Origin of the sequence: Virgibacillus sp. AGTR (assembly GCF_016919725.2) — a bacterium.
In the GTDB taxonomy this organism is placed as follows: domain Bacteria; phylum Bacillota; class Bacilli; order Bacillales; family Amphibacillaceae; genus Virgibacillus; species Virgibacillus salarius.
The window spans coordinates 1-6,115 of the sequence record NZ_JAJERH010000119.1 but is presented as its reverse complement, the minus strand read 5'-3'; the positions used below and the strand labels follow the sequence as shown (position 1 = coordinate 6,115).

The following is a 6,115-nucleotide window of genomic DNA, read 5'->3' as shown; positions in this document are numbered from 1 at the left end:
AGTTAAAAAATTTTTCCATGTGGATAATTAGGCGCGTGTTGAGCCGCGCCCAGCTTCAGCACCCAGAAACGGGGGCGACTTCACGAATCGCACTATGATAAGTCATTGTCGGCTACACTAACACACCGTGATTCTTTTATCCCCGTTGAGTCGCTCCAGTCGCTATGTTTTTAATCGGCGGGTGTATGCGCTTTTATTTATCTGGAAGGCTATGGATGCTAATCTGCTATTTCGATGGTATAGATGGCACGATCTGTTACCAAGGCAAAACGTGAGCCGTCAAATTGGTATAGGGATGTATCCTCCAGTGGAATTTCGTACATAGAAGTTGGCAATTCTTCAAAATGATTGGAAGCATTTTCGACTTCACCCATTCCATTCAGTTGTAGAGCATGTAAGGGCTGGTAATCATCAATTCTACGTGTGTTTGTCTCATAAGAAACTTTAGATAGATCCATAATCGTTTCATCATAATCGTGAAGCTCCTGTTTTGCAATTTTTACACGTTTTCCACTCCACTTTTTCAAAAGCTTATTAAACTGTTCAATTGTTAAAAATTGATCTGCCATAGTGATTCCTCCTATGAACTAGCTTTTCCCGATTGAGGAGAATCATACAGTTGAAGTTCACAATAAGATTGATTAGTTCACAAATAGCAATATATTAAAAAATAAACCAAGGAATTCCGATGAGGAAGTCCCTTGGTTTATACCCGATTAGAATTGCACTACGGCCTGTCCTTATGCTGACTGTTGTATGGTTTCTTCCTTACTATTTCTGAATTTCCGTGTAATAACTCCTTGTTTTGGACTGAACAAGAAAGCTGCAAGGAATAGTACACCTGTTGCTACTGCCATTGATCCAGCAATGGATACATTTAATTGAACGGCAAACCAATAGCCCATTAGTGCAGATAGGATACCGATCACACCACTTAGGATGAGTAATACAAGAAATCGATCGGTTAGCAGATAGGCGGTGGCCCCTGGTACAATAAGCATGGCTACCACTAGTATTGCTCCCACACTATCAAAGGATGCTACCGTAGATAGGGATACCATTGTCATTAATAAATAATGAATTAAGACGACAGGTACACCAATTAATGTTGCAAACTGTGCATCAAATGTTGACATTTTTATTTCTTTATAAAACAGAATAATCAATAGTAAGTTAATAATCAGCACTGCCCCAAGCATCCAAACGGCAACGGGTCCATAGCTGACACCATTGATTGTCAGAGTATCCCACGGTACAAAAGCAATTTCTCCCATAAGTGCGTGCTGTACATCCAAATGTACTTGGTCTCCAATAAAGGATATTAGTACGACACCTAGGGCGAACAAGGATGTGAATACAATCCCAATTGCAGCATCTGATTGTACGCCTGAGGAGTGTAGCATTTCAACAAATAGAGCCGTTAAAATACCAACGATACCAGCTCCAATTAGCATGGGAACCCCATTTAACGATTGGGTTACGAAAAATGCTCCCACGATACCTAATAAAACAGTATGACTGATCGCATCTGCAATCATTGACATTTTACGTAATACAAGGATAGACCCAGTTACACCACAGGTTACACCTACAAGACATCCAGTTAATATAATCCACATTGTATACGTCATGCGTGCCTCACTCCTTTAAATAAAAGCCCTTTTCTTGATCCAAAAAGTAAGGAAATGAAAAAGATAAGTGATGCACTTAGAACAATCACCGGACCTGTGGGTAGATTATGAAGAGCAGTACTTAAGACAGCGCCGCTCACACCAGAAATGGCTCCAAAAATACCAGCTAGGATGGTCATTAACCCGAGACGATCCGTCCAATATCTTGCTGAGATCGGTGGTGTAATTAATAGTGCTGCAATTAAGACAACACCTACCATCTGAATACCAATTACAACGACGGCAACTACTAGAAATAGCAGAACCCCATTGAAAAATGTTACTGGTAAACCAATTCCACGTGCAAATTGCGGATCAAAGATACTAATTTTAAATTCTTTAAAGAACAAAGCAGTAAGAATGATTAAAACGAATGCACCAATGGCAATTAGTTGAACATCACTTCGTACTAACGAAGCAGCTTGCCCAAAGATGAATGAATCAAGCCCAGCTTGGTTACCACTTGAATTTTGCTGGATATACGTCAGTAAAACAATTCCAAGACCAAAGAAAACAGATATGATTATTCCGATAGCAGCATCGGTTTTAATGCGCGACCTATTTACAATCGTTTGAATCGATTGCGTTGCAATTAAGCTTGTAACCGCCGCACCTGCTAATAAAAAAGGTACAGATTTTACTTGAAACAGAATATATACAATACATACCCCTGGTAAAGCTGCATGGGCCATGGCATCACTGATAAGGCTTTGTTTTTTGAGTAAAACAAAACTGCCGATGACACCACTAGCAAACCCTAGAAGTAAGCTACCGATGAGCACCCATTGCAGGTTAGCGCTGGAGAAAAAGGATGTTACTGCTTCCATTTTACGTATACTCCTTTACTGTTGAAGGGGCTTTTTGTAAAAATGCAATTTTCCCGCCATATGCCTGTTCCAAATTGTCTAACGTAAATACCGACTGTGTTTCCCCATAAGCAATTGGTGATTTATTTAATAATAATACATGATCAAAATAATCATTAACTGTCTGTAAGTCATGGTGTACGACAAGTACTGTCTTACCTTCTGCTTTCCATTCTTTCATTAATTGAATAATAGCTTTTTCGGTTGAAGCATCTACTCCTGCAAATGGCTCATCCATAAAGTATACTTTGGCATCCTGTGCCATGGCTCGGGCAAGAAATACGCGCTGCTGTTGCCCCCCTGATAATTGGCTAATTTGGCGTGTAGCGTAATCTTGCATTCCCACTTTTTCAAGGCATGCTTTTGCCCATGCCACTTCTTTTTTGTTTGCTCGTTTAAATAATCCAATATGATTGTATCTCCCCATTAATACCACATCTAGAGCATTAGTTGGGAAGTCCCAATCAACTTCACTTCGTTGAGGGACATAACCAATGATTTTCTTTTGTGTGCGTATAGGCTTATTAAATATCTCGACACTACCTGATAAAGTAGGTAGTAATTGTAGAATAGATTTAATAAGTGTCGACTTACCAGCACCGTTTGGACCAATAATCCCTGTTATCGATCCCTCCGGTACAGCAAAAGACACGTTCTCAAGGGCAAGCTGTTTATCATAGGTTACCGATATATCTTTTACTGATAATGCGTACATACTAACTCCCACCTTATTTTAGAGATTCAACAATGGTTTCCACATTGTGTTTAAACATTCCGATATAAGTACCTTCTTCAGTACCTGCTTCTCCCATTGCGTCAGAATATAATTCACCGCCAATGGATACTTCTTGACCTTCTTCCTTCGCACCTTCTACCACAGCGTTAATCGAGCGTTCGGAAACACTGCTTTCTACAAATACACCTTTAATATTTCGTTCTACTAATACGTTAATAATACGCTGGATATCATTTACTCCATAATCTGACTCTGTGCTTAAGCCTTGTAATCCCATTACTTCAAAGCCATAGGCTTTTCCAAAGTAATTGAATGCATCGTGAGCGGTTACTAGTACACGGCTTTGCTCTGGAATTTCCTCGAATCGTTCCAGCGCATAATCATTTAATTCATCAAGCTCTTTTAGATAAGCCGCTGTATTTTGGGTGTACGTTTCCTTATTATCGGGGTCCAACTCAATTAATCCATCTCGGACAGCTTCTGCTGCATATTTCCAGAGATTAATATCAAACCAAACGTGTGGATCACTAATATCTGGGCTTTCCGGATCAGCTAATAATTTTTCTTTTGGTATATTTTCTGCAACGGGAATAGTAGGTTTTTCCTGTTTCATTTCTGCAAAAATCTCTCCCATTTGTCCTTCTAAATGAAGTCCGTTATAGAAAATGATATCTGCCTCTGTCATCTTCTGAATATCACCTTGAACTGCATTATATAAATGCGGATCGACTCCAGGTCCCATTAAACTATTTACCTCAACAAGATCTCCGCCGATATTCTCGGTTATATCTCCAATTTGGGCTATCGTTGTAACGACGTTTATGGGATTCTCTTCCGATCCATTAGCTTCATCAGATCCGGAAGAACAACCCACGATCCCAATGATAAGTAATACGGTTAAGCAAAATAATCCTATCTTCCTCAATGTAGTATTTCCCCTCTCTAATAATGTTTGTCTAAGGCAAAACAAGCCTAAAAAAAATCTACTTGTATCTTATGTTAGTAATTCTCTTGTTGTATTATGTCCAAAACATTTTATCAGGATTAAAATGTTTCCTATAGGCAAATTATATGGTACTGGTTTAAAAATAGCAATACTTTTGATCAAAAATTTTACGTTAACACATTTTAACTAGGTAATAAGTACTCATTTTGTATAAGAAAGCAAATTAAAAGTACAAGTAATTGTACATGCAAATCTTATTAACTGTAATCATTCTAGTATTTGTTCATAAACTGTATAAAGTACGTTTGGGGGGATCTATTTGACAGAGATGAAGGAGCTTCATCGTGCCATTGATGAAATTACAGAAATTGCATCAGGATTTGGATTAGATTTTTATCCAATGCGTTATGAAATTTGCCCAGCCGATATTATTTACACATTTGGTGCTTATGGTATGCCGACGCGTTTTAGTCATTGGAGCTTTGGTAAACAGTTTCATCGAATGAAGCTACAATACGACCTAGGTCTAAGCCAAATATATGAACTTGTTATCAATTCTGACCCATGCTATGCTTTTTTGCTTGATACGAATAGTCTTATTCAGAATAAATTAATTGTAGCGCATGTATTGGCGCATTGTGATTTTTTCAAAAATAATGTCCGTTTCTCGAATACAAGAAGAGACATGGTAGAAAGTATGACGGCTACCGCTGAACGAATTGCACATTATGAGATGGTTTATGGAAAAAGGGAAGTGGAGAAGTTTTTAGATGCGATTCTTGCAATTCAAGAACATATTGACCCATCCATCGTAAGGCCAAAATTACCTGCTTATTATATGGAGGACGAAGAGGAAGAAGATACATCTGCTCCTAAAACACCTTATGATGATTTATGGAGCTTAGATGAGAAATCAGATGATAACAAGAAGAGGGAAATAAACAAGCGGAAGAAGTTTCCTCCTCAGCCAGAGAAGGATCTATTATTGTTTATTGAAGAATACAGTAGAGACCTAGAGGATTGGCAACGGGATATCTTAACAATGATGCGTGAGGAGATGCTATATTTTTGGCCACAGCTAGAAACAAAAATTATGAACGAGGGCTGGGCATCTTATTGGCATCAGCGTATTTTACGTGAGATGGATTTAACAAGTGATGAGACCGTTGAATTTGCTACATTAAATGCCGGTGTTGTGCAGCCTTCGAAGCATCAAATAAATCCTTATTATTTAGGGATAAAAATTTTTGAAGACATTGAGGAGCGGTATAATCATCCGACGAAGGAAATGAAGCAATTAGGCATAAAAGAAAATTCAGGAAGAGAAAAGATTTTTGAAGTAAGAGAGCTGGAATCGGATATCTCCTTCATCCGTAATTATTTAACGAAAGACTTGGTAGCGAGAGAAGATATGTATTTATTTGAGAAAAAGGGGAGAAACTATCAAATTACCAATAAAGATTATGAAGCAGTACGTGATCAGCTTATTTCCATGCGAGTAAATGGAGGATTTCCATATATAACCGTAGAAAATGGAGATTACTTGCGGAATGGGGAGCTCTATTTGATTCACAATTATGAAGGGATAGAATTAGATCTAAAATATTTAGAGCATGTGCTTCCTTATATTCATCAGCTTTGGGGCAAAACAGTATATTTAGAAACCTATGTGGAGGATAAGAAAGTTATTTATTCCCATGATGGGAGGAAAACGTATCATCGGCAGCTTTAGTTATGAATATATCTATTGAAATAAGTTGGGACATAACGAAAACAATCCGTTTTTTAAAAGATAAGAAAGTATAAAATCAGTGCAATGACTGCGTTAAGCCAAGTAGTAATTTTGAAATGTTTGATGTATATTGGCAATGCTCCGACTAATTACTTCGCTTTCCGC

Annotated in this window: 6 protein-coding genes; 1 reads left to right on the top strand and 5 read right to left on the bottom strand. The window is 38.1% G+C overall.

Annotated features, from left to right (window positions below):
* Positions 1-218 precede the first annotated feature (218 nt).
* The 5 genes from ymzB to JUJ52_RS22270 form a co-directional block, all read right to left on the bottom strand.
* On the bottom strand, positions 219-569 hold the full coding sequence (gene ymzB, locus JUJ52_RS22290) for a protein YmzB (RefSeq protein ID WP_026681867.1): 351 nt from the start codon (positions 567-569) through the stop codon (positions 219-221).
* A gap of 171 nt (positions 570-740) precedes the next feature.
* On the bottom strand, positions 741-1,631 hold the full coding sequence (locus tag JUJ52_RS22285) for a metal ABC transporter permease (RefSeq protein WP_026681866.1): 891 nt from the start codon (positions 1,629-1,631) through the stop codon (positions 741-743).
* On the bottom strand, positions 1,628-2,497 hold the full coding sequence (locus tag JUJ52_RS22280; RefSeq protein WP_121604077.1) for a metal ABC transporter permease: 870 nt from the start codon (positions 2,495-2,497) through the stop codon (positions 1,628-1,630). Before JUJ52_RS22280 ends, JUJ52_RS22285 begins: the two co-directional genes overlap by 4 nt.
* A gap of 1 nt (position 2,498) precedes the next feature.
* Positions 2,499-3,251: a metal ABC transporter ATP-binding protein gene (locus JUJ52_RS22275; protein WP_026681864.1), complete on the bottom strand. Its 753-nt coding sequence runs from the start codon at positions 3,249-3,251 to the stop codon at positions 2,499-2,501.
* 13 nt (positions 3,252-3,264) lie between these two features.
* Complete coding sequence (locus JUJ52_RS22270; protein ID WP_026681863.1) at positions 3,265-4,197, bottom strand: metal ABC transporter solute-binding protein, Zn/Mn family; 933 nt, start codon at positions 4,195-4,197, stop codon at positions 3,265-3,267.
* Between the two features lie 349 nt (positions 4,198-4,546).
* On the opposite strand from JUJ52_RS22270, the gene JUJ52_RS22265 reads away from it, so the two are divergent.
* Complete coding sequence (locus JUJ52_RS22265) at positions 4,547-5,950, top strand: SpoVR family protein (protein WP_166529937.1); 1,404 nt, start codon at positions 4,547-4,549, stop codon at positions 5,948-5,950.
* The last annotated feature ends 165 nt before the right edge of the window (positions 5,951-6,115 follow it).

Bases quoted from the DNA above. Each gene is read 5' to 3' on its own strand.
- ymzB (WP_026681867.1), bottom strand. From the start codon at position 569: ATGGCAGATCAATTTTTAACAATTGAACAGTTTAATAAGCTTTTGAAA.
- JUJ52_RS22285 (WP_026681866.1), bottom strand. From the start codon at position 1,631: ATGACGTATACAATGTGGATTATATTAACTGGATGTCTTGTAGGTGTA.
- JUJ52_RS22280 (WP_121604077.1), bottom strand. From the start codon at position 2,497: ATGGAAGCAGTAACATCCTTTTTCTCCAGCGCTAACCTGCAATGGGTG.
- JUJ52_RS22275 (WP_026681864.1), bottom strand. From the start codon at position 3,251: ATGTACGCATTATCAGTAAAAGATATATCGGTAACCTATGATAAACAG.
- JUJ52_RS22265 (WP_166529937.1), top strand. From the start codon at position 4,547: ATGAAGGAGCTTCATCGTGCCATTGATGAAATTACAGAAATTGCATCA.